This is a genomic window from Paenibacillus sp. (assembly GCF_035645235.1).
Classification (GTDB): Bacteria; Bacillota; Bacilli; order Paenibacillales; family YIM-B00363; genus Paenibacillus_AE.
Window position 1 is genome coordinate 1 of record NZ_DASQMZ010000066.1, and the last position, 22,128, is coordinate 22,128.

A 22,128-nucleotide genomic window follows, 5' to 3' on the forward strand; every position below is an offset into this window, starting at 1 on the left:
ATCCAGAAGCAGGCTCCAGTTTTTATTCCCGTCGAGCCGACCGACCCAGCCGAGCAGCGGAGAATTCAGCCACGCGTTGCGCAGCCGGGTATGTTGGAGGAACGGCTCGAGCTCCGGCGTCGATCGGAACCGATCCAAGTCGAGCGTATTCGTCGCCACGAATACGTCGACGTCCGTTCTATTTTTCAAGAAGGACCGGGCCCACGCTGCGACCGACGGGCTAGGCGCGACGACGCCTCGAACCAGTCCCCCGTCTTCCCCGCGGTCGATTCGTTCCAGCTCCTCCGCCATCAGGCTGCCGTATCCGTGGATTTCGTACAGCACCTTCGCCGGGGCGACGGACTGCGCGACGAGATCCAGATTGTATAACGTGTTCACGAATGTGACATAGTCGAACCGGTGCTTGTTCAGGTAGGCCAAAAAATCGCTGCGTTGCGACGAGATGCGATGCGGAATTTCGCTGTAGCTCTCTACCCCCATGCCCGGGTAATAGAAGTATACATGCGACATACCGTCGGAACGGTTAAGCTGTTTGGTACGATAATAGATCGCGGTTTCGACGCCGCCTTGATAGCAACCCCAAATGACGGTAAGAGTCGACGGGTGGAGCGCCATAGCATCCCTTCCTTTCTCGCGCTTTTAAAACTAAATTATGTGCGTAGACAGGAGTCGGCACGGCACATGTCGCGACGGCATGAATTGGGAATAAGGGAAATGAAATTCCATGGGCGCGAAGCCCTCGGGGGCGGGGGGGTTGACGAATGATTTGTTTCGCAATACTGGCGCACGCCGATGCGGGCATCGCCGCAAGTCAAATTCGAAATATTCGCAGATATAACGCGGACGCCGAAATCGTGTTGTACAACGGGGGGACCGACCCGGATTTCGGTTCGACGCTGGGCGTTCCCGTCTGTCCTTACAGCCGGCCGCTGCAGTATGGAAGACTCGAGCGTTTCTTGCTGGATACCGCGTTGTGGCTTGAAACCGAGCGGGTTGGCTACGATTACTTGGTCGGCGTCGACTCGGACGTCCTATTCGTTCGCGAGGGTTTCGAACAGGCGCTAAGAGGCGCGATGTCGGATGCGGATGCGATGGGCGTGAATATGACGATGCAACGGAGCCCGTTCGAGCTGCCGCACTGGATTCCGGGAAAGATGCTTTGGGAGGAATGGGATCGCTGGCAGCCTTTCTTCGGGACCGAAGGGTTCTGCGGCACGTTCAACCCGATGCAAGTATACACGCGCGATACGATACGCCGCGTGCTTGCCGACCTCACGCCGGCGAGGCGGTCGGCCTTGGAAGGGTTGCTGGCATCGAGTCGCGTATTCGCGCTGGAGGAGCTGTTGCTGCCTACCCTCGCGTTGCGCGCGGGAGCGCGCATTCGTTCCTATCCCGAAACCATGGCCGCATTCGTGAGATGCGGGGAAGATATGACGTGGGAAGAGCTGCAGCGCGCGTTGCGGACGCCGGAGGCGTACTTCCTCCATCCGGCGCGTCGGGACGCGGCCGACCCGGTATGGCGATCTCTCGCGCCGCATTGTCCTAAAGTTTCACCGCAACGTTCGGCAAATGCTGGCGTACATGACGCTTCAGCAGTTTAGTCGCAAGGTTCCCCATTGATGTAATAGGCGTCCGGGGCGTATGCCTTGAACGCGATTTCCACCTCGAGGACGCCCGCTTCCCGGAGCCGACGCGTCGTCGCTTCGGCGAACCGGTTCCGCGCTTCGCGCCCCCGGTCGAACCAGGCTACCTCGATGAAAGGGTATGTCGCCGCCGGATGTCCATCGAAAACCGAGTCGACCGTCAAGCGATCGATGGTGAAATTGTCGACCGTCGTCTCGCAAATGCGCGCCAGCTCCTCCACGAGCGGCTTACTGATCGCGGCCAATTGCTCTTGCCCTATCCCTCTTACCGTCAATTGCGGCATAACGTACCGTCCCTCCCGTGCGCGGCGTATATGCGTCCTCCAGTATCTCTATGTCGAATCCGAAGAAGGAGTCGGAACGCGCGTCATGATCCGCCTCAAAGCGATAGCTGCGGCAGCGTCGACCGCATCCTAACGGCGGCGCGCCCCCAGCACGAGCACCCAGTCGTCGTTCCTCCCGCTGGACGGCGGCCGGAACGTCCGATCCCCTTCGTTTCGTTATTCGCCCGGCCGCAGCTCAGGTACAATGTTCGGCGGCGTCATGCCCGTTACAGCTTTGACGAGGTTTTGCGCCGCAAGCAGCGCCATGTCGAAGCGTGTTTTTTCCGTCGCGGAGCCGATATGGGGCAAGGTCACCACGTTCGGCAGCTGCAGCAGCGGATGATGTTTCGGGACGGGCTCTTCGTCGTAGACGTCCAGCGCGGCGCCGCGAAGCCGGCCTGCCGCCAGCGCTTCGACCAATGCCGCTTCGTCGACCGTCTGCCCGCGCGAGGCGTTGATCAAGTAAGCGGATGGCTTCATGAGCGCCAGCTTCTCCCGATCGATGAATCGCCTCGTCGCATCCGTCAGCGGCAGCATCAAGACGACGAAGTCGCTTTCCGCGAGCAGCGTATCCAGCGGCGCGTAGGCGACGCCGAGGCGCGCTTCCGTCTCCGGCTTGCGCGAACGATTATAATACGCGACGTCCATAAGAAACCCGAGTTTCGCGCGCCTCGCGACCGCTTCGCCGATGCGGCCCATGCCCACGATGCCGAGCTTCGCGTGATGCACGTCCGTGCCGAATAACGGACGGTCGTTCCCCTTCGCCCACCGCCCTTCCTTCACGAGCCGGTCCAGCTCGGGCACGCGCCGCGCCGCGGCAAGAATCAGGGCGAAGACGAGATCCGCGACCGTCTCGTCGAGCACGCCGGGGGTGTGCGTTCCGATGACCCCGCGCTCCTTCATGGCGACCAGGTCGAAGTTGTTGTATCCGACGGATACATTGCTCACGACCTTCAGCTTCGGCGCGCGGTCCAGCAGCTCCCGGTCGATTGGCATGCCGGACAGCAGCAGGCCGTCGACGTCCGAGACCGCTTCGAGCAGCGCCTCTCGAGAAATTCGCTCTTCCCGGTCCCATTTGCGGACTTCGCAATGCGCCTCGATGTACCGTTCCACCTCGGCGGGTACGATTTGCGCCAGAAACACTTTCTTCATAATTCGAAGGCCCCTCTCTTGCGAGCTAGGATGAAATATTCGAACGCTCCGAATCGTGCGAGCGCGGCGGCGTCCGGCTGCCAAAGCCACATGTCCATTTCGGTTTGGGACCGATGCGCTCGGAACGCCCGCAGCTTCTCCGGCAAGCTGTCGGTGACGTCGACGCGAACCGCGTCCGCGAGTTCGTGCCGTCCGGTTCGCGCCATCGTTTCCGACGGGTCGCCGAACGAGATGAAGTACAAGTCGCTCCGTCGTTCGCCCAGCCGGTCGAACGCATCCACGGCCGCGCGTCCGATCGCGCAATGGTCCGGGTGTCCGCCCCATTCCGGATGGAACGTAAAGACGACGTCGGGCTGGTGGGACGCGATGAGCGCCATTAGCCGATCGACGAGCGGTTCGTAGTCCGCGTACTCCACCGTCTTATCCCGAAGACCTAAGAAGACGGGAGGCTCGATCCCGAGATGCCGGCATGCTTGGCGCAGCTCTTCCTCGCGGACGGCCGGCATCGATTCGCGCGTGATCGACGGGGGGAGCCCCATACGGCGGCCCATCTCCCCCCTCGTGGCGGAGACGACGACGACCCGCGCGCCTCGCTTCGAAAGACGCGCCAGCGTGCCGCCGCAGATGAAGGTCTCGTCGTCCGGATGGGCGAGCAAGCAAAGAACGCTTCTCGGTTGATGCTTCATTCCGTTCGCCCCCTCCTCTTATGCCGGGAATGGGCCGAATCCGAGCTGCAGCGCGGATGTCAGTCTGCCCTTCTCGTCATGGCCTGCCAGCAGCAAGCTTCCTCGTTCGTCTAATGCCATATGCGTCAGCCCTTCGACGCGGATCCAGCCGTCGTTCGCCAGCCGCAGCGCCACGCGGAACGTTCCGCTGCCGGCGACATACGTCCGAAGGACCGATACCTCGGCATTGCGAACGAAGCCGCCCGGCGTCACTTCCATATGGACGAACGCCTTGCGGCCCTCATATTGCCGTAATGACTCCTCAAGCGCATCGTTTACAATCTTTCGCATCCTGCTCTTCCTTCCGCATTCCGTTCGCAGACATTATCCACATAGTACCTGCCGCATTCCGCTTTGACAAGCCTTATGCAGGCGGCGCCGCGCCGCCTCCGCCCCGGCCGGCTCGTCCGAAATAAAAAACGCCCTCCCGCTAATGGAAGACGTCGACAAACCCGTTTATTCTTCGTCGCCGAAAAGATCCGAAGACAAATACCTTTCGCCGCTGTCCGGCGCGAGGCTGAGCACGCTGGCGCCCGGCGGCAGCTCCTTCGCCGTCTCGACGGCATAATAAGCCGAAGCGGCGGCGGAAGCGCCGACGAGGATGCCTTCTTCTTTCGCAAGGCGGCGCGCCATGCGCTGCGCGTCCTCGTCCCGGATATGAAGAATGCGGTCGAAGACGGACCGATTCAGAATGGCCGGCACGAAGCCCGGCCCGGTGCCGGGAATTTTATGCGGACCGGGTGCGCCGCCCGCCAGCACCGGGGAACCGGCCGGCTCGATAACGTAAATGCGGATACCGGGAATGCGGCGCCGCAGCTCTTCCCCGACGCCCGTGACCGTTCCGCCGGTGCCGGCCGTCAGCACGAGCGCATCCAGCTTCCCTTCGAACGCCTCGTAAATTTCCACGGCCGTCGTCTCCCGGTGGGCGTCCGGATTGGCGGCGTTCTCGAACTGCATCGGGATGAACGGGTCGGGCACGGTTTCGGCCAAGGCGTTCGCCTTGTCGATCGCGCCCGTCATCCGCTCGGCGGCCGGCGTCAAATGCACCTCGGCGCCGTATGCCTTTAGGACGTTCACGCGCTCTTTCGTAGCGTTGTCCGGCATCGTAATGATGCAACGATATCCCTTCGCCGCGCATACCATCGCGAGTCCGATGCCGGTATTTCCCGACGTCGGCTCGATGACCGTCGTCCGCCCCGGCGCGATGCGCCCTTCCGCTTCGGCGACGCGAATCATATTCGCCGCCGCGCGGTCTTTCACGCTCTTGCCGGGATTAAAATATTCAAGCTTCATATAGACGGAGGCGGGAGCGTCGGCCGCGACCCGGCGGAGTCGAACGATCGGCGTGTCGCCGATCAGCTCGATCACGGACGATACGATCTTGGGCAACGAAATCCTCTCCCTCTCATTACGATTTTACTCATCCAAACCCAACAGCTTCATAATTTCTTGGCGGTACGCGACGAATTCCGCGCTGTTCCGATTGCGCGGGCGCGGCCCGTCGAGCTCGATCGTGCGAATGATCCGGCCCGGGCGCGGACTCATGACGTAAACTTTGTCGGCTAGATACAAGGCTTCGTCGATGTCGTGCGTAATTAGCAGCATCGTCTTGCCGGATCCGTGCCAAATCCGAATCAACTCGTTCTGCATCTTGAGCCGCGTCATCGCGTCCAACGCGCCGTACGGTTCGTCGAGCAGCAAGATGTCCGGGTCCATGACGAGCGCTCTCGCGATGGCGACCCGCTGCCGCATGCCGCCGGACAGCTGAGACGGATAATACTGATTAAAGCCGGTCAAGTTGACCTTGTCTAAGACGTCGTTGATGCGCTGTTGACGTTCCGCCTTCGACGGCTTCGACTTCCCCAGCTCCAGCCCCAACCCGACGTTCCGCTCGACGGTGAGCCAAGGGTACAGCGCATGCTCCTGAAAAATCATCATTCGCTGCGGAGACGGCCCGTCGATCGGCGCGTCGCCCGACAGCACTTGGCCTTCCGTGGCGCTCTCCAAACCCGCGAACATGCGGAGCGCCGTGCTCTTCCCGCAGCCCGACGGCCCGACGATCGCCGCGAACTCGCCTTGGCGCACGGTGAGATCGATGCCGTCGAGCACCTGCAGCGACCCGAACGATTTGCTTACGTTGCGCAGCTCCAGCGTTTGCATTAGCGCTCCTCCCCTCCGCCCGCGTATCTCCAGCGCAGCAGCTTACGTTTTAGCTTCTCGAGGAGAACTTGGTCCAGAATCGTCGCGATGACGCCGATGACGATGATATACATGATGACGCCTTCCATATCCGCGACGTCGCCGGCGAATTTACTGGCGAAGCCGAGTCCGACCATGACGCTGCCGACCATCTCCCCCGCGACCAAGGAACGCCATGCGTTGCCGAAGGCGACTTGCGCGCCGGTTATGAAGGACGGGAACGTCTCGGGTAAATACACCCTGCGGAGCAGCTGCGCCTTATTCGCCCCGAGCACCTTCGCGACCTCGATATGCGTTCGGACGACGCCTTCCGCGCCGTTCATGACGGAGAGCGCCATCGGGAAGAAGCTCGCATAGATGACGATGAGGATGACCGGAACGTCGCCGAAGCCGAAAATAATCATCAGGAACGGAAGCCACGCGATCGGCGGGATCGATTGTAAAATAGCGATTAAGCGGCGCATATACAGCGCGAATCCGCGGTATAAGCCGGCGATGAGTCCCAGAAAGCCCGCGACGACGCAGGCGATCGGGTAGCCGATGAACAATCGGTACATACTCGTCCCTAAGGATTGCCAAAACCGTTCGTCGCCGAGGCTCCGGCCTAACCGCTCGAAGACGGACGGAATCGACGGAAAGAGAATCGGATTCATCCAATACCCGATTTGCAACAAGGCGAGCAGCGTCGCTACGGCCGCGAAGAAGGGCCACGTCTTTCGAATGCTGCGCATCGCGGGTTATTCCTGCACTTGTTCTTGCCAGGACAAGTCAAGCGCCGTATGCACGTCCGGCTTCGCCGTCAGAATGCCTTGGTCGACCATCATCTGCGCGACCTCTTCCATGCGGCCGATATCTTGCTCCGTAATTTTCCAATTAAATTGCTGCGACTCGATCGACGCTTGGATGACGTCCTCCGCCGGCACGGCCGTGCCGTCCAGCTTCGTGATCGTATCCTCGGTAATGAAGTCGTCCGTAATGAATTTCGCCGCGCCCGCCGGATCGTTCTCCAGCATCTCGATCGCTTCCTTCTGCGCGTCGAGCATCCGATAGACCGCTTCCTGGTTCGAGCCGACAAGCTCGCCCGACGCGATGACGACCATGCAAGGGAACGGCCATTGTTGGCCGATCTCGTAAATTTCTTTCACCGGGTAAGACATCTTGGCGATCGAAGCATACGGCTCGAATACGAACGCGCCGTCTACCTTCCCGGAAGCGAGCGACTGAATGGCGACTGCCGGCGACACATATTGCATCGCGACGTCCTCGCGCGCAAGGCCGGCTTGATTCCAGACGACGCCGTTCAGTACGATGTCGGCCGTGCTGCCTTGGCTTTGGGACGCGACGCTCTTGCCCTTCAGCTGCTCGACGGACGCAATGCCGCTGTTTTCTTCGACGAGCATGCTGTGATAGCCCATCTGCGCGCCGCCGACGATTTTCAGATCGGCGCCTTTGTCGAGCCAGGACAACGCATTCGAAAATCCGAGCACGCCCGCGTCGAGCTGGCCGCCGACGATGGCCTTAATCAAATCCGTGCCGCTCGAGAACAACTGCATCTCTACGTCGAGTCCGTGCTTCTCGTATAGCCCCGCGCGATCCGCGAGAATCGTCTGGGCGTCGTCCATGACGTTCAAATAACCGAGTCGAAGCTTGTGCACCTCTTGCACTTGCGCTTCTCCCGCGCCTTGCCCTTGCTCCGCTTGCCCCCCGCAAGCGACCGTCGTCCAAGCGAACGCGAGAACGGCGACCGACTTTAGCGTTGTTTTCCAAAGTGTGCTGCGCATATTTGCTTCTCCTCCGTGACTTTTTCCCTGTTGGCGATTATAATATTTTTATTCCTACAGGTTTACTAGGTTTATCGGAATCATTTTAGGGATTCTTGCACGATACGTCAATACGAAATTGAGGAGGGCGAGGAAGATGATGCGGATGACGGGCATCGCCCTGTACTTTATTCTCTCCGGAATTGCGCTGTACGGAGGCTTCGTCCTCGATGCGGATTGGGCCCCTGTCGCGGGCGGAGGCGCCGCGATGCTCTTCGGCGCGTCGGCGGCGACCGATCGCGCGCGCCGCGTCCCGCCAGTCGTCTTGCGACTGTTCTCGATCTCCTTCGCCGCGGCCGCGACGCTGACTGTCTTCAAAGTATTTCCTATGCAGGTACTCATTATGTTTCTAGCGGCCGGCATGGCGTGGTTCGCCTACGAGCTCCGAGGAGGCGGGAGCCGGCTGCGCGGTCGCGCCGCGACCGCGTTGTTCGCGGCGGCGTGCCTGCTCTTCCTTCCCGTCCCCGGCGTACACAAGCCGGTCCCCTCCGCTCCGAGCGACTACTCGACTTCCGTCGAAGCCGGGCGCATCTTAGCCCCGAACGTCAAGTCGCGCGCCGTCGCCGCCGCCGAATGGTTGGCGCGCTCTTGGACCGAAGCGTCGGCCGCGGGTACGGCGCCCGAAGAGGCCGCGCGGACCGGCGCCCCGCTCGCTTCTCCTGAAGCGTCCGAGGATTTCGCAGCGCTCTACTCCCTGCCGTTCGAGGTGCCTCCAGCCCTGTATCGTACGGAAGGCGCGGCAACCGATCCGCATGCCCTCATGAAGCTGCTCGCCCGTTGGAACGATGCCGTCGAGGGCGACGTGACGCAAGGGCAGACCGTCATGGGGATCGGCACCGTGGCGGCGGACGGGTCGATCGGCATGGTCGAACCCTTCGAGGCGTACGTCGAAGCCGCGTCCCTCGCGAAGCCGAAGGCGCTCTTCGTTCCGGTCGACGGCTATTTACGTGCGAGAAGCGTCGATAAAGAGCTGCTGGTCGTGCCCGTCGCTCGGTTCGAAGAAATGCTGTATTTTTTGAACGAGCCCGTCATGTTCTGGCCGCTGAGAAATTTCGGATTGTTTTGCCATTAATCCTCTCCCTCATACAAAGAACGCCCGATGCCGGCGAAGGCTTCGGGCGTTCTTTTTATCGATAGTTCGGCTCCTCGACCTCGAGGTCCAGCTTCTCCGCCAGGATGCGGGTATAGCCCGGATGCGACGTAACGTCGACGCTGTTGACGAAGGCGATATCCGTAACGGATTCCTTTTCCATATAAGCATATACATCGCCGGAATAGTGGCGCAAATCGATGATATGAATTTCCTCGTAGTGGGGCGTCAGGAACGGGAGGAACGCGTTCGCGAACGAATCCTTGAACACGAGCAGCCGCTTCCCTGTTTTCTGCTTCGTCTCGATGACGCTGAGCGGCGAATCGCCGCCCAAGAACGCGGCATACCCTTTCGCTTCCTTGTCGATCAATTCCGCGTCGAGGCGCTTCCCGTTCACGATTTTCTTGTACGTATACTCGACGTTCGGACGATAGACCGTCAAATCGTCAGGCTCGGCCCCCACGCTTTCGCTCAGCGTCGCGGCGTACGTCGTACCCAGAAACTCGCCGAGGTCTTCCCGGACATAGTCTTCTATAGGCATCGGCTCGAGCCCGACCGTCTCCGCGAACGCCTCATAGGCGTAGTATGCCCCTAATGCCGTCCAATGGTGATCGGTACGGAAATACACGTATTCCTGCATTCGGCGCTCCAGCGCGTCGCGGACCGGAACGAAGCGAACGGCGTCCGACAGATGCTCCGCCGCGTAGTCGAGGGCGACCGACTGCGGCGGGGAGAGGCGCCGGTATTTCTCGTTTTCCAAAAATTCGATCGAGGACGGAACGATCATCGTCGACAACCCGTACCGATCCCCGACTTTCGCCGCGAAGGCGTTCAGCGTGTCCGCGTATTGCTTCGCCGCCAGCGGCGTATAGTAATAAACGATCATCGCCCGATTCCCGACGACGAGGTAATTGCCCTGCAGCGCAGACGCCGGCTCCTCTGCGGGCTCGGCTTCCGCTTCCGTCGGCGAGCTCGTCCCTCCGTCCCCGCTCTCCGCAACCGGACCGGATGCGGGCGCCGCCTCGACCGGGTCGTCGCTCTGCACCTGATGCATGTTGTTGCCTTGCGTCGCGACGATCGTCACCTCGTCGTCCTCCGGCAGCCCGCGCAGCGACTTCAGCCGGTTGCCCTCGGCGATGAACCGCTCCCGGAACGAAAACCGGTCCGCGAAATAACTTTCTATGCCGGCGGCGAATTCCCCGGAAGCGACCGACTGCAGCGTGAAGGCAGGCCAAGCGCTCAGCGTCCGCTGTTCGCGCAGCGAAACCGCTTCGCCCTTCTCCGCGAACCAGCTCAAGCCGAAAAACATAAAGATCGGAAGGAGAAACAACAGGACGTTCAGCCGTTGGCTTTTCTTCTCGTTCATGCGCATCCCTCGCTTAAAACCGGAAATATAAAAACGGATTATAGGTGCTGCCTACGAGCAGCGTGGTCGAACAAAGAAAGACGACGAAATGATAGACCGGCTGGGCATAGACGGACACCGCCCGCAACGGCCGCATCGCGGACAGCGCGGCGACGGCCTTCCGAGCGACGGCGCTCGGCAGCGGCGTCGCGGCGATGATCGCAATGATCCAGAAGAAGAGATTGTCGAAAAAGTAGATTTCAAGCCGCGTGTCCAGGAGCGGTTGTCCCGACAAACCGAACATCGCGCCGAGGTAGCGCCCGGCCTGCCCTAAATCCGTGAAGTAAAAAAATACCCAACCGATCAGCATGATTGCGACGAAATACGCATGCGACGCGAACCGCGGCAGCCGGTCCATCCATCGGAGCAGGAACGACTTCTCGAGGAGCAGCAGCACGAAGAAGTACAAGCCCCAGACGACGAAGTTCCAGCTGGCGCCGTGCCAAAGCCCGGTTAAAAACCAAACGACGAACAGGTTCCGCAGCTGCAGCCGCCGGTTGCCGCCGAGCGGGATATAGACGTAGTCTCGGAAGAACGAGCCGAGCGACATATTCCATCGGCGCCAAAAGTCGGTCGCGGAACGGGAGACGTACGGGTAACGGAAGTTTTCCGGATACGTAAAGCCGAACATCTTCCCGAGGCCGATCGCCATGTCCGAATAGCCGGAGAAGTCGAAATAAATTTGCAGCGCGTACAGCGTAATGCCGAACCAAGCGCCGAGCACGGACATCTCGCCGGCGGAGCCGTCCATAAAGACCGGTACGAGCTCTCCCGCCGTATTGGCGAGTATGACCTTCTTGCCGAGGCCGATGACGAACCGGCTGACGCCTTCGCTGAAGGACGCTAGACGAAAGCGACGATTTTCCATCTCGTGCTGGATGTCCGTATATCGAACGATCGGCCCGGCGATGAGCTGCGGGAACAGAGACAGGTACAACAGCACCTTCGTAAGGGAGGTCGGCGTACGAATGTCCCCGCGATAGACATCTATTAAATAAGAAATCATCTGGAACGTGAAAAAGGAGATGCCGATCGGCAAGGCGACCCCGACGTAAGGCAGCTCGACGGGCAGCAGCGCATTGACGTTGCCGATCAAGAAATCGATATATTTAAAGAAACCGAGCAACGATAGATTCAATGCGACCGCGGCGCCCAGCAGCCACTTGCCCTTGGGTCCGTCCCGGTTCGCGTCGATCCATCGCCCGAAATAATACCCCGTCACGCCGCAAAACGCCAGCAGCGCCACCCATACCGGTTCGCCCCAGGCGTAAAATAGAAACGAAAACAAAATCAACACCCAGTTGCGGTAGCCGGCGTTCTTCCGCGCGATGTACACCAGGAACAGCGCGGGCAGGAAGAAATATAAGAAAAACAAGTTCGAAAATACCAAAAAGTGCCACCCCTCGGTCGCTGACAATATCTTATCATATTACATAAGGTTGTCGACCGTTGTCGAGTGGGGATCGATGCGCGAGCCTCCATTATGTAGGCGATTCCCCCTTCCGACGACGCAAAGGCCGCTTGGCGTCTCTCCAAGCGGCCGGCTTCCTTTTTCGATATCCTCTTACTTCTTGCTTTGCAGCGCGCGCATCCGTTCCACGAGCCGACCGACATATCCGGCGCTTAGGCTCTTCGCCCCTTCCAAGATGGTCTGAGCGTAGGCGTCTGACGGCGCTCGCTCCTCGGCAAGCTTCTCGACGACCTCGTAGGTGAACGCGGGGAGCGTCAGCCCGTCGACGACGACCGAAACTTCCTTCCTTCGGTATACGGGCGGCGTCAGGTTCGCTCCTTCGCGGGCGTCCAACGCTTCGAGCTGGTCGTCCGGAAGCACGTACAGCACGCCTTCCATCGCGTCCTCGGCGGTCGTCGGGACGATGTCGGCGACAGCGCCGTTCCACTTCCCCGAATGCTTCGTAAACGCGACTCGATATCCCGGAAGCAGCGCTGGCCCGATACGTTCGTACCGCCGCGCCGTCTCGCCGAAGGAAGCTTCGCTCATGCAGGAGCCGTAGGCGAAATACAGCCGCGATGACGGCGCCTCCCCCCACGCGCCGTCCGGCATCAGCGCCGCTTCCCGAGCGAGCGCCGCTTTGGTGCGGTCGGGCGCGACGTACGCGCAGCACTCGACGTCTTCGCCGGACGCCAGCCGCACCGTCGTCTCGATGCGCTCGTACAAATTTTTCGGATGTCCGGGCCCTTCGAAGCCTTCCAAGATGTCCATCGCCGCATACGCCCGCTCCGGCGGGTCCAGCTCCAGCACTTGGCCGCGAACCGTCCCGCCGCCGGTCGCGACGGCCGGGTAATATCCGGTGTTAAACATCCATCCCCGCATCGTCGCCGGCGAAACCGAACGCACATATCGCTTGACGATGCGGTGATTGCCCTGCCCCTTCATGAGAGATCCGTACACGAACACCCGCGTCAGCATGAGATTTCCTCCTTGCATCGCATTATCCGGAGAAGGCGCTTGCCGTCACGATCCGGTCGTAGCTTCCTCGGCCCAGCGCGCCTTGCGGCATCACCCAAGGCGCGTCGTACGGAAGCCGTTCCGCCGCCAGCTCTTCCAACGCGTCGATGTTCCCTTCGACGTATTCCTCGATGCGCCAGCGCGCCGATTCCAGCCGGGACAGCACGCCGCCGTAACGGATGTCGAGCGCCTCCCAGCCGTACGGCTTGTTCTCCGCGTACCAATTCGCGCGGTGGCGCCTGCGCAGCTCGTCGACCATGGGGGACAGCCGCCCGAGCTCGTCGCGCAGCTCCCGCAGCGCCGCGCGGTCGTTCGCGTCGTAGGCCGCCTTCGCCCGAAGGCCGAGGTCGCACTTCTCGCGAAGCACGGCCGCCAGCTGCGCGTACTGCGCGAACAGCCGGTTCCATGCGCCGTTCCGCTCGGCGGCGTCCGCCATCGTCTTCGCCAGCGCGCCGTAATGCTCGCGCATCGGCAGGCCGCGCACGTTCTCGTCGTACAAGCCGAGCAACACGTCCTGCCACAGTAAAAATTTCGACGGGTTCGACTCGTGCGGATTGCCTTCGGCGACGCCCGGCGTCTCGTCGAACGCATTCAGCGCAAGGAAGTCCGACAGCGCGCCGCCCGTGCACGCGGCGAACCGTTCGGCGAGCGACGGCTCGTCCACGCGATCCGCATAGCCGTGCTCGGCGAACAGCTGCAAGCCCGCGAGGCCCGCGAACGGGCTCGTCTCCGCCCCGTTGTCGCCCCACATCGTCGCGAACACCTCGCGGACGCCTTCCGCCTTGCAGGCGGCAAGCGCGGCGTTCGTCGTCGCGAACGTCTTGCCGTAGTTCGGCGCGAGGCTGCCCCACGTCCAGACGCCGCCCGCGAACACCGGCTCGGAGCCGAGCGAACGGTGCTTGCGGATATATTGTCGGTAGAAGTCTTCGTCGCTGTGGTAATAATCCCAATAAACGAGCCGTACGTTCTTCGGGATTTGCGCCGCGACCTCCTTCGGAATGACGGCGTTCGGATCGTAGTACCCTCCGGTTTTCGAGCCGAGCCGGAAAAACATGTCGCTCCAAATCATCGGGCGCAGACCGCAGCCTTCCGCGATGTCCGTCACGCGCGCCAGATGCTCGATCATGATGTCGAAGCGGCGGCGGTAGCCGTTCTGATCCAAGTACCGTCCGAGCCCGAGCCGATGCGCCTCGTCCATCCCGATATGAATGCGCTTCGTGCGGAACGGCGCCGACGCCGCCCGAATCATGCGCTCGATGAACGTATAAGTCTCGTCGGAGCCGACGAGAAGAATGTCCTCCGTATCCCGCAGCTTTCCGGCGTAGTTCCACTTCAGCGCTTCTTTCAGATGCGCCAGCGTCTGTATGCAAGGCACGGCCTCGATGCCGAGCGCGTCCGCCTCGTCGTCGATCGCCCGAAGCTCCGCTTGGGAGTATTTGCCCCGCATATACCCGAAGTACGGGTATTCCGGTACTTCGAACGTATCCTCCGTATACAACATGATCTGATTTAATCCCATGACGGCCATGCGGCGGAGCAAGGCGCGCACCCCGTCCACGGTCAGCACCGCGTTGCGCGACATGTCGACCATGACCCCATTCGTGTCGAAACGAGGCGTCTCTTCGATCCGGAACGCCCGGCCGCCGTCGGCGCGATATCGCTGTACCCACAAACCGAGCGCGCGGAAGAAATGGACGCGCCGGTCGTACCGAATCGCCCCGCGGCCGGCGCCGTCCCATTCCACGAGCAGGCGCCCTTCCGTCCGGCCGACGTCGATCGGCAAGCCGTCTTCCGCCTGCGCCGCGCCGAGCGTCGGCAGCACCGCCTCGAGCCCGGCCGACAACGCGTCGAGCTCGCCGCGAAGGGTAAGATGAAGAATAGAGTTAGCCATGCGCAGTCCCTCGTTCCATAGGGTTGTCCTCCATACGTGCGGGAGCGGTTCGTTCGTCCGAGTCCTTCGCTGTCCCTCCCAGATGACATGGTATCGCAATCGGCAGGAAAAGAAAACCAGAATCGTACCCTATAGCCAAAAAACCAGGTTCGACTCCCGTTTTTACGAACAAAAAAACGCTTCGCCTGCGGCTGAAGCGTCCGAAAGGATTAGTCTTCGTTTTCCACGTTGTGGTATACGTTCTGCACATCTTCGAGTTCGTCCAACGTATCGATGAGCTTCTCGAACTGCGCCGCCGCGTCCCCGGAGAGAGAGACGTAGGTCTGCGGAATCATCGTCAGCTCGGCGACGGCGAATTCCGCGACGCCGGCGCGAGTCAGCGCTTCTTGCACCGCGGAATATTGATCCGGCTCCGCATAGACGACGACGGACTCGTCCTCCTCCACGACGTCCCGTACATCGACGTCCGCTTCGAGCAGCAGCTCGATCACGTCGTCGACCGACTTCCCCTCGAAGGCGAAGACGGCCGCGGCGTCGAACATGTACGCGACCGAGCCGGTCACGCCCAGGTTGCCGCCGTTCTTCGTAAACGCGGCGCGCACGGCGGCCGCGGTACGATTTACGTTATTCGTGAGCGCATCGACGATCACCATCGAGCCGTTCGGTCCGAAGCCTTCGTAACGGAGCTCGTCGTAGTTTTCCTCCGCCCCCCGCTTCGCCTTATCGATCGCCCGATCGATAATCGCCTTCGGCACATTGTACGTCTTGGCACGCTCGAGGACGACCTTCAGCGCCCGGTTCGACTCCGGATCCGGCTCGCCCTTGCGCGCGGCAACGTAAATCTCAAGCCCGAACTTCGCGTAAATTCGGCTCGTATTGGCGTCCTTCGACGCTTTCTTCTCTTTAATATTATTCCATTTCCTGCCCATACCGATCCCGCTTTCTCGTTTGATTCGCCGATTTCAACATATCCCGTACATTATAGCCATAAAGCCGGGGGCGGTACAAGCGCTTTCCCCTTCGGTCGAGGCGCGAATTTGCGTCCGGGACTACTCCCACGCTTCCCGTTGCTTCGATAGCGTCGCCCATTCGACCTTCGATTTTTGCATCGTGTAATGGGGGACGATCGCGTTATAACGGACGATCTTCGCGTTAATCGCCGCCAACGCTTCTTCCGCCCGAGCGCTTTCTCCGCGCATCGTCTCCTCGTGAAGCCGCTTCAACGCGTCGCGAATGTCATGCTGCAGCTCGAGCCAATGCGGCCTGACGTTGGCCGTCCGAAGCACGCCGTATATCGGATCCCCCGTCTCCAGTTGGAGCGGCTTGCCTTTGCCCTTCACCCGCTCCATGCCGCCGTTCTTTTCGAACTCGCGAACCGCTTCGTCCACCCGATCGTTCACCTCGCGATGAAAGCCTGCCATCGACTCCTCCAGCTGAAGCTTCGCCTTCAGCCGTTCCCAGGAAGCTCGATCGCCCATGCCGCTCGCCTCCTCCCTCGTCACGGCGCGTTCGACGGCGCACCCGCCCCGAACCGCTTGGCGTTCCGGATGCGGGCCCGCTCGCGCTCGGCCTCGCGGCTGCGCGGCTCGGCGTTCGTGACGAGCGAGTCCAACAGCCGCCCGGCTGCCTCGGCGATCTCGTCGACCGCCCGCCGGAACGCCGCCTCGTTCGCTTTCGAAGGCTGGGCGCTGCCGGACAGCTTGCGGACGAATTGGAGCGCGGCGGCATGAATTTCCGCCTCCGTCGCGGGCGGATCGAAATTATGCAACGTCTTAATGCTTCGACACATGCAGACTCCCCCTTTCCATTCATAATATCAAAGCCGCAAGGAAAAATCCGCCCGGCCCCGCGACGCAACACAGCCGCAGCCGGCGATCGCCGGCTGCGGCTGAGGAATGCATGGCGTCGTCGCTCAGGTCGCGTCGGCCTTCGTAGACAGCTCGACGACCGCGAAGGCGTCTTCGGCATACGGAATCTCGTTACGAGCGCGACGCTTTCGTCAGCTTCGTCACGCGGCCGTTCACCGTCCACTCGGCAACGTACAGGTTTCCTTTCGCGTCGGCGCATACGCCGTGCGGCGAACTGAACCGGTTGTTTCGGAAATACGTGTCCGGCAAATTCGGCCATCCCTGCTGTTTATACGCCTGTTGATCCTCCCCGAGATGGGTAATGAGACGGTCGTCGCCGTCGAACAGCGTCACGCGGCTATGCAAATCCGGGAAAATCAGCAGGTCGCCATGGATGAAGAAGCTGCAGGGCATGTCCATGTTTTCGTCGACGATTCGTTTCGGTTCTCCATCGAGGGTCAGCACTTGGATGCGGTGATTGCCGCGATCCGCGACATACAGCTCCGGCTCCCCGCCGCGGAGATCGACCGAGATGCCGTGCGGGCAGGAAAATCGGCCCGGCTCGCCGCCCTTGCCGCCGAAGGAGCCGACGTAATCGCCGTTCGCGCGATACCGGTGAATCCAGCTTTGACCGTACCCGTCGGCGACGTAAATATCGCCGTTCGGCGCGACCGCCGCGTCCGTCGGAACATATTTTCGTTCCGCATCGTAAACGTCCGGCAGGTCCGGCGTCCCGAGCTCGAGCAACGTCGTTCCGTCGAGCGTCGTCTTGACCAGCAGCCCGCGGGCCGTATCCGTAATATAAAAGTATTGCGACCCGTCCGCCTCGGTGTGAAGATAAAACCCGTGCGCTCCGCCAGCGAATTCATCGCCCCAAGACGAGACGTACCGGCCGTCCGCGTCGAATTTCACGACGCACGGCGCGTTCGTGTGAAAGACGTAGACGAAGCCTTCCGCATCGACCTCCACGCCGTGACAATACCCGAATCGGATCGAATCGGGCAGCTTCGCCCAATCCGAATCCATCTCATACCGATATTCGCCCGCGCCGATCAGCGCTCGCTCCCCCATTACGCCTTCGCTCCCATCGCGGTTAAATGTGTAAAGCTGATCGCAAGACTTTCGAACGGATCCCGCCCGTAGCATAAGTCCTGCTCGACGGCCGCCCATTCGACGCCGATCTCTTCGCACGCCGACAAGATGCCGCGGAAATTCATGTTGCCTTCCCCGACCTCGGCGAACCGCTGCTCCCGCTGCGGCGTAATGGCCATGTCTTTGAAATGCACGACCTTCATGCGGCCGTCGACCTTGCGAATCCATTCGATCGGATCCGCCCCGCCGGCTTGTACCCAGTAGACGTCTAGCTCGAAATCTACGGCATCGGCGCCGGTTTCCTCGAACAGCACGTCCATGCCGGTCTTGCCGTCATGCTTCGCGAATTCGAAGTCGTGATTATGATAAACTAAGGTCAAGCCCGCCTCGCGAAGCTTTGCGCCGATGCCGGTGACCTCCTTCGCGAAGGCGGCGTACCCCGCCCGGTCGCCCCGGTATCGTTCGGGCAGCGAGCCCAAGCCGACGTATTTGCATTCCCAGACGCGATGCTTCTCGATGACTTCGTCCAGCCGGTGAAGCAAGTCCTCGTATCCGACGTGCGTCGCGCAAATATCCAGCCCTTCCCGATCCGCGAGCCGCTTGAATTCGGCCGCGTCGATCGGCCCGAGTCCGGACGCTTGCACGGCCCGATACCCGATCTCCCTAATTTTGCGCAAGCTTTCGGCAATCGCCTCCGGCGTCTTCAGGAACTCCCTTACCGTATACAACTGCGCCGCTAACCTCACCAGTGCATCCGCTCCCATCGCTCCGTGATCAGTACGTCTCCCGTATTTTACCACGCTTCGGTGAAAGCGCACACCCGTTATTCCGAGAACCGAAAGACGAGCACGCCGTTCGGCGGCAGCGACAACTCGTCCGTCCCTTCGATCGGCGTCGCGTCGCCGACGAGCGTCACGCTGCCGGCCGGCGGGCGAACGACGGCGGATTCGGTTCCGTGGTTGATCGCGAACGCGATCCTCCGGTCGCCCGCCTCGCGGATCGACACCTCCACTTCCGGGTGTTCGACGCGCCATGCCGGCGTCGCCCCCGCTTCCTCGCAAGCCCGGTCGAGGAGCTTTGCCATCCCCCCGCGGTCGAGCTCCGTCGCGACGTAATAGGCGGCGCCGCGCCCGGCCCGCCGCCGGGTAACGGCCGGCGCGCCGGCGAAATAATCGGTGGCGAAAACCGCGAGAATCTCCGTCTCGGGATCCGTCGTCTCGACGACATCATACCAAACGCGAGCTTGGCACGTTTCGCCGTCGTCCGCGAACGAGACGCCCTGCGCGTCCTCGAGCGGAATGACGCCGTAGTCGTCGATCGCGATGCCGAGCAGCGGGCCGAACGGGCCGGGCAGCACCTCGGGGCGCATCCGGTTATCGGGAAGCTTCGAGCCGGCGCGGAAGTCCAAAATCACCGTCCCCCCGTCCTCGACGAACCGATACACCTTGCGAACGAGCGCGTCGTCCACGATCGCCGCGTTCGGAAGCATGACGAGCCGGTATTCCGACCAATCCGCCTCCGGCGAGACGACGTCCACGCCGTCCCCGCGTTCGATGAAGTATCGATGGTAGTTTTTCACGCCCCGCAAATACTCATACCCCGGCGTGTGCGGCTGGATCGCGAACGCCCAATCGTTCTCGAAGCTGCGGACGATCGCCGCGCGGTGCCGGACAACGGTGCCTTCGAGCTCCGGCGCCAAAGCGGCGAACTCTTGCCCGACGCGGCGTACCTCGTCGTATTTGCGCCCCGGCACGCCGCTGTGCTGCAGGATGCCGTGCCAATACTCCTCGGCGCCGAACGTCGCCGTCCGCCAGCGGAAATAAACGATCGCGTCCGCGCCGTGCGCGAGCGACTGGTACGTCCAGCGCCGCAGCTCGCCCGGCTTCGGCGTCGGCTTCATGATGTTTCCGCCCGGCGTGCCGCTCTGATGCTCGAGCACCCAATAGCCGGCTCCGCCCTTAAACCCTCGCGTCGCGTCATGGAACAGCGCCGGCGTGTACGGATTGATCGCTTCGCCGTTCGGGAAGTTCGGATAAATATCGAGTCCGGCCACGTCGAGCGTCTCCGACAGCTTGTAATAATCGATCTCGTTGAACGTGCCCATCATATTGTGCGTGATCGGCTGGCCCGGCGCCGCGGCGCGCAGGAGTTCGACTTGGATATTCATAAAGGCGCGGATCGCGTCGGAGGAGAAGCGACGGAAATCAAGCTGCAGCCCCGGATTATGGAGCTGGTATACCGTCAGCTTCGGCGTCTCGATCGCCTCGAACGATTCGTACCGGTTATTCCAGACGACCGTGCCCCACGCTTCGTTCACCGCTTCGACGGTGCCGTACTTCGCCCGAAGCCAGCGCTGGAACGCGGCCTTGCAGTTGTCGCAATAGCACCACGTCGTGTCGGAGCAGCCGAACTCGTTGTCGATTTGCCACCCGATGACCGACGGATGATTTTTGTAATGCTCGGCCATGGCGCCGACGATCGAGCGCACGTACGGCACGTACGCCTCAGCGTTGAAGCAATAGTGCATGCGCGTGCCGAAGCCGCGGATATGGCCGTACATGTCCCTCTTGTAAATTTCCGGGTGACGGTCCATGATTCGCTTCGGCGGGCTCGCGGTCGGCGTACCGAGAATGACGCGGATCCCTTCGTCGGCGAGCAGCGCGATGCACCGGTCCAGCCAAGCGAAATCGAAGCGCCCTTCCTCCGGCTCGAGATCGTTCCAAGCGAATTCCCCGATCCGAACGACGTTGAAGCCCGCCTCCCGCATCAGCTTCGCGTCGTGCGCCCACCTCGACTCGGGCCAATGCTCCGGGTAATAACATGCGCCGAAATACATCGCCATCTTCGTAACCTCCGGGTTCTAATTGTTCGTTATAAAAGAAAAGAACGCCCCGGCCGAGGCGGCCGAGGGTTCCTCCCTTCCTTCATGCGATTACTTGCTGATATAGTCGTTCCACAGCGTGTTGTACGCGGCTTCGTATTTGTCGAGTCCGATCTTCGCCGCTTCGTCGAGGAACGCGGCCACTTGCGCGTCGAAATCCGCTGCGTCCTTCGCCATGACGATGCCCGGGATCGCTTTGCGGCGAAGGTCGTCGAGCTGTTGCTCGATCCGCTTGAACTCGTCGTCCGTCGGCGGCTGCAGCTGCCACAAGTACCCCGGCACTTTCTGCACCGGCGGAAGCAGGTCCGCCCACGTCTGGATGCCCATTTTGCCGAGCACTTCCTTCGTCTTGTCGTCGTAATTTTTCCGGACGGATTCCGGCGTAATCGGCGTCGCGAGATCGCCGTCGGCGAGCACCGCGCCGTTGCCGACGCTGAACCAATGGGTCGGGCCGCCCGTGCCTTCGCCCTTGAGACCTTCCTTGTAAGGCGCGTCCGGATCCGCGGTTTTCTTGTCGATCCAATCTTGACGCTCCTGGCGCTTGCCGTCCACGACGTCGTAATGCACGCCCTCGATGCCCCACTGCGTCAAGATTTGGCCTTCGTCGGAGAACAAGAAGTCGATGAACTGAATGATGCGCTCCGGATTTTTCGCTTTCTCCGTAATCGCCCACTCATGCGTCCCGCCGTTCGCCGGCGTGAGCGCGTTGCTGCGATCCACGACGTTCTCGCTCAGGTGAATCGGCAGGTGCGCGTACTGACGATCCAGCTTGCCTTCGGCGCGCAGCGAGCCTTGCGGTCCGCCGACGAACCAGCTCGGCGCGTAAGCGGCGAGCACGCGGCCTTGCGCCATCTTCGCTTGGAGCCCTTGATCGGTCAACGTGAAAGCTTCCTTATCGAGCAAGCCTTCATTGTAAAGCTTATTCAGGAACTTGTAATATTCGATCGCGTTCGCGCTCGTGATGTTCCATTTGACTTGGTTGTTCTCGTCGATCACGAAGTTGCCGTGGTCCGGATGGCCGGCCGCGTACACCGACGCGTTGTTGAAGAAGATGTTCATCGTCCAGGAATCCGCCGCGGCGCCGAAGCCGATCGTCGGATTGCCGTCGATGTCCGGGTGCTTCGCCACATAGTCCTTAATGACGGTATACAGCTGATCCAGCGTTTTGATTTCCGGGAAGCCCGCTTCTTCCAAGACGGCATACTGCACGACGAATTGCGCGGTGGAGTCCGCCGGCGCCTCTTCCGCCAGGTTGACGGAATAGATCGAATAGATGTTGCCGTCCGAGTGCCGCAGCAGATCGAGGTTGTCGCCCCACTTCGCTTTGATGTTCGGGCCGTACTGATCGATCAGATCGTTCAGCGGGATGATCGCGCCGGCGTCGCGGTATTTGCTGACCGCTTCCGCGTCGAGCCGCACGATATCCGGGTAATCGCCGGAAGCGAGCCACAAATCCCACTTTTGGAAAATGTCGCCGACGATTATGTCGTATTTCAGCGACACGCCCGTCTTTTCCTGCATGATTTTGTTAATCGGGCCGCCCCAAACGACTTTGTTGTCGCCTGCGCCGAACGTATATTCGATCGGTTCGAG

Annotated in this window: 22 protein-coding genes; 2 read left to right on the forward strand and 20 right to left on the reverse strand. The window is 61.3% G+C overall.

Translation table 11 applies throughout. From position 1 onward, the window contains the following. A partial coding sequence (locus VEZ38_RS06245) for a hypothetical protein (RefSeq protein ID WP_324892483.1) occupies positions 1-615 on the reverse strand: 615 nt, incomplete at its 3' end. A gap of 146 nt (positions 616-761) precedes the next feature. On the opposite strand from VEZ38_RS06245, the gene VEZ38_RS06250 reads away from it, so the two are divergent. Continuing rightward, the gene (locus tag VEZ38_RS06250; protein ID WP_324892484.1) at positions 762-1,601 is read left to right on the forward strand and encodes a hypothetical protein; all 840 of its coding nucleotides are present in this window, start codon (positions 762-764) and stop codon (positions 1,599-1,601) included. Here the strand turns inward: VEZ38_RS06250 and VEZ38_RS06255 are convergent. The 8 genes from VEZ38_RS06255 to VEZ38_RS06290 all read right to left on the reverse strand — a co-directional run bounded on the left by VEZ38_RS06255 (position 1,598) and on the right by VEZ38_RS06290 (position 7,823). Continuing rightward, positions 1,598-1,927 (reverse strand): DUF1904 family protein, encoded by a 330-nt coding sequence (locus tag VEZ38_RS06255; RefSeq protein WP_324892485.1) that lies wholly within the window; start codon positions 1,925-1,927, stop codon positions 1,598-1,600. The two genes, VEZ38_RS06250 and VEZ38_RS06255, sit on opposite strands and share 4 nt — an antisense overlap. Before the next feature lie 216 nt (positions 1,928-2,143). Further along, on the reverse strand, positions 2,144-3,118 hold the full coding sequence (locus VEZ38_RS06260; protein ID WP_324892486.1) for a D-glycerate dehydrogenase: 975 nt from the start codon (positions 3,116-3,118) through the stop codon (positions 2,144-2,146). Continuing rightward, positions 3,115-3,804 (reverse strand): PIG-L family deacetylase, encoded by a 690-nt coding sequence (locus VEZ38_RS06265; RefSeq protein WP_324892487.1) that lies wholly within the window; start codon positions 3,802-3,804, stop codon positions 3,115-3,117. Before VEZ38_RS06265 ends, VEZ38_RS06260 begins: the two co-directional genes overlap by 4 nt. Before the next feature lie 18 nt (positions 3,805-3,822). After that, positions 3,823-4,134, reverse strand: a complete 312-nt coding sequence (locus VEZ38_RS06270; RefSeq protein WP_324892488.1) for a DUF1806 family protein — start codon at positions 4,132-4,134, stop codon at positions 3,823-3,825. A 165-nt stretch (positions 4,135-4,299) separates the two neighbouring features. Continuing rightward, positions 4,300-5,232: a cysteine synthase A gene (cysK, locus tag VEZ38_RS06275; RefSeq protein ID WP_324892489.1), complete on the reverse strand. Its 933-nt coding sequence runs from the start codon at positions 5,230-5,232 to the stop codon at positions 4,300-4,302. Between the two features lie 27 nt (positions 5,233-5,259). After that, positions 5,260-6,003, reverse strand: coding sequence for an ABC transporter ATP-binding protein (locus tag VEZ38_RS06280; protein ID WP_324892490.1), 744 nt, complete (start codon positions 6,001-6,003; stop codon positions 5,260-5,262). Next, positions 6,003-6,773, reverse strand: a complete 771-nt coding sequence (locus VEZ38_RS06285) for an ABC transporter permease (RefSeq protein ID WP_324892491.1) — start codon at positions 6,771-6,773, stop codon at positions 6,003-6,005. The genes VEZ38_RS06280 and VEZ38_RS06285 overlap by 1 nt, the downstream gene beginning before the upstream one ends. Before the next feature lie 6 nt (positions 6,774-6,779). Continuing rightward, a complete protein-coding gene (locus tag VEZ38_RS06290) occupies positions 6,780-7,823 on the reverse strand; it encodes an ABC transporter substrate-binding protein (RefSeq protein ID WP_324892492.1) in 1,044 nt (347 codons plus the stop codon). Positions 7,824-7,959: 136 nt separating this feature from the next. Between VEZ38_RS06290 and VEZ38_RS06295 the strand changes: the two genes are divergently transcribed. Then, positions 7,960-8,934 carry a hypothetical protein gene (locus VEZ38_RS06295; RefSeq protein ID WP_324892493.1) on the forward strand — a complete coding sequence of 325 codons (975 nt, stop codon included), beginning with the start codon at positions 7,960-7,962 and terminating at the stop codon, positions 8,932-8,934. A gap of 55 nt (positions 8,935-8,989) precedes the next feature. Here the strand turns inward: VEZ38_RS06295 and VEZ38_RS06300 are convergent, their stop codons facing one another. The 11 genes from VEZ38_RS06300 to VEZ38_RS06350 all read right to left on the reverse strand — a co-directional run. Beyond that, on the reverse strand, positions 8,990-10,318 hold the full coding sequence (locus VEZ38_RS06300; protein WP_324892494.1) for a DHHW family protein: 1,329 nt from the start codon (positions 10,316-10,318) through the stop codon (positions 8,990-8,992). Between the two features lie 13 nt (positions 10,319-10,331). After that, complete coding sequence (locus VEZ38_RS06305; protein ID WP_324892495.1) at positions 10,332-11,747, reverse strand: MBOAT family O-acyltransferase; 1,416 nt, start codon at positions 11,745-11,747, stop codon at positions 10,332-10,334. A gap of 174 nt (positions 11,748-11,921) precedes the next feature. After that, entirely contained in the window at positions 11,922-12,785 is an 864-nt protein-coding gene (locus VEZ38_RS06310; protein ID WP_324892496.1) for a gamma-glutamylcyclotransferase, read from the reverse strand. A gap of 22 nt (positions 12,786-12,807) precedes the next feature. Then, on the reverse strand, positions 12,808-14,715 hold the full coding sequence (locus tag VEZ38_RS06315; RefSeq protein WP_324892497.1) for a beta-N-acetylhexosaminidase: 1,908 nt from the start codon (positions 14,713-14,715) through the stop codon (positions 12,808-12,810). 209 nt (positions 14,716-14,924) lie between these two features. After that, positions 14,925-15,644, reverse strand: a complete 720-nt coding sequence (locus tag VEZ38_RS06320) for a YebC/PmpR family DNA-binding transcriptional regulator (RefSeq protein WP_324892498.1) — start codon at positions 15,642-15,644, stop codon at positions 14,925-14,927. A gap of 120 nt (positions 15,645-15,764) precedes the next feature. Then, a complete protein-coding gene (locus tag VEZ38_RS06325; protein ID WP_324892499.1) occupies positions 15,765-16,193 on the reverse strand; it encodes a DnaJ family domain-containing protein in 429 nt (142 codons plus the stop codon). Between the two features lie 20 nt (positions 16,194-16,213). Next, on the reverse strand, positions 16,214-16,504 hold the full coding sequence (locus tag VEZ38_RS06330) for a DUF2277 domain-containing protein (RefSeq protein ID WP_324892500.1): 291 nt from the start codon (positions 16,502-16,504) through the stop codon (positions 16,214-16,216). A gap of 190 nt (positions 16,505-16,694) precedes the next feature. After that, positions 16,695-17,633, reverse strand: a complete 939-nt coding sequence (locus VEZ38_RS06335; RefSeq protein WP_324892501.1) for a hypothetical protein — start codon at positions 17,631-17,633, stop codon at positions 16,695-16,697. Further along, positions 17,633-18,400: a sugar phosphate isomerase/epimerase gene (locus tag VEZ38_RS06340; protein ID WP_324892502.1), complete on the reverse strand. Its 768-nt coding sequence runs from the start codon at positions 18,398-18,400 to the stop codon at positions 17,633-17,635. Before VEZ38_RS06340 ends, VEZ38_RS06335 begins: the two co-directional genes overlap by 1 nt. A gap of 77 nt (positions 18,401-18,477) precedes the next feature. Further along, entirely contained in the window at positions 18,478-20,496 is a 2,019-nt protein-coding gene (locus VEZ38_RS06345; RefSeq protein WP_324892503.1) for a beta-galactosidase, read from the reverse strand. Positions 20,497-20,586: 90 nt separating this feature from the next. Then, on the reverse strand, positions 20,587-22,128 hold a 1,542-nt coding region (locus VEZ38_RS06350), incomplete at its 5' end, for an extracellular solute-binding protein (protein ID WP_324892504.1).